1 protein-coding gene is annotated in these 1,594 nt (G+C 67.5%); it reads left to right on the top strand.

Annotated elements, in window-relative coordinates; genetic code table 11:
- The first annotated feature begins 341 nt into the window (after positions 1 to 341).
- Positions 342 to 1,553 (top strand): IS110 family RNA-guided transposase, encoded by a 1,212-nt coding sequence (locus ABD785_RS41100; protein ID WP_344840329.1) that lies wholly within the window; start codon positions 342 to 344, stop codon positions 1,551 to 1,553.
- The last annotated feature ends 41 nt before the right edge of the window (positions 1,554 to 1,594 follow it).

Genomic DNA, 1,594 nt, shown 5'->3' with positions numbered 1-1,594 from the left:
CCCTAATGGGTTCAGAACGGGCACGGGCCCGGTGGGGACTCCCTTGGTAGCCCTGGTCCTCGAGGCCTCTTAGACAAGGCTGGCGCCGCGCCGGGCCGTGTCCGTTTCATGCTCGCTGATCCGGTTGGATCTGGTCGTGGTTCGAGCCCGCCGGCACGGAACATCCCGTTGGTCGCTCGGGGCCTGGAGCCCTCAACGAAGACCGGGAGCCGTGATGGTCGCCGGGATCACGGACGGCTCATCGGATGTCAGGCCATCGAGCCTTTCCATTAGGGCGCCGCGTGCTCCTGCCAGGGCTTCGACCAGCACGAACAGTAGCGAGGAGGACAATATTGAAGATCATGTGCGGCATTGACTGGGCCGAATCGCACCACGACATCGCGATCGTCGATGAGAACGGGGACCTGGTCGCCAAGCGCCGCATCCCCGAGTCCGTCGAGGGCTTCCAGGAACTGCTGGCCATGCTCGCCGAGGCCGGAGACAGCGACGAGGATCCCATCCCGGTCGCGATCGAGACTCCGCGCGGCCTGCTGGTCGCCGCATTGCGCGCTACCGGCCGGAAGATCTACCCGATCAACCCGATGGCCGTGGCCCGTTATCGGGAACGCTACTCGGCCTCGGGCAAGAAGTCCGACCACGCCGACGCCGTCGTCCTGGCAAACATCCTGCGCACCGACCGGCACGTGCACCGGCCGATGCCCGACGACACCGAGCTCACCCGCTCGATCAAGGTCCTGGCCCGCGCCTGCCAGGACGCGACCTGGCGCCGCACCCGAGCCCAGAACGAGCTGCGATCCCTGCTGCGCGAGTACTACCCCGCAATGCTCCAGGCCGCCGCTAATCGCAGTGGCAACCTGGCCACCCCGCTCACCCGGGAACTTCTGAAACTTGCCCCGACCCCGGCCGACGCCCTGAAGGTCACCAAGGCCAGGATCGCCGCCGCACTGCGCCGCGCCGGTCGGTTGCGCCATATCGAGGACGTCGCCGCCGAACTCCACACCATCCTGAGCCGTCCCCACCTGCGCCACGACCCGATGGTCGAACAGGCGATGGGTGTCCAAGCACTGCGGCTGCTCGCCACCCTGGCCACCGAATGCGCCAGCATCGACGAACTGTCCACCGCCACCGCAGGGGCGTTCCGCCAGCACCCCGACTACGAGATCATCACCAGCTTCCCCGGGATCGCTGACCAGGCCGGAGCCCGCCTCCTCGCCGAGATCGGCGATGACCGCACCCGATTCGCCGACGCACGAGCATTGAAGGCCTTCGCCGGCGCAGCCCCCGTCACCCGCGCCTCCGGACGCAGCCGCATCGTCACCCACCGCAGGATCAAGAACGACCGCCTCGCCGCCGTCGGCTTCACCTGGGGCCTATCCGCCCTCAACCAATCACCCGGAGCCAGAGCCCACTACGACCGACGGCGCACCACCGGCGACGGACACGCCGCCGCCTTCCGCAACCTCTTCAACCGCTTCCTCGGCTGCCTCCACCACTGCCTCCAAGAACAACAACGCTACGACGAAACCACCGCCTTCCCACCCACCCCAGCTTGACTCTTACGCCCATCGGATGTCTTGTCGGCCAGCGTGAGGAT

Source organism: Actinocorallia longicatena, from assembly GCF_039534125.1.
GTDB lineage: Bacteria > Actinomycetota > Actinomycetes > Streptosporangiales > Streptosporangiaceae > Actinocorallia > Actinocorallia longicatena.
This window is presented reverse-complemented; position numbering and strand designations above follow the sequence as displayed.

Excerpts from the sequence above, each read along its gene's own strand:
- ABD785_RS41100 (WP_344840329.1), top strand. The coding sequence starts at position 342 with ATGTGCGGCATTGACTGGGCCGAATCGCACCACGACATCGCGATCGTC.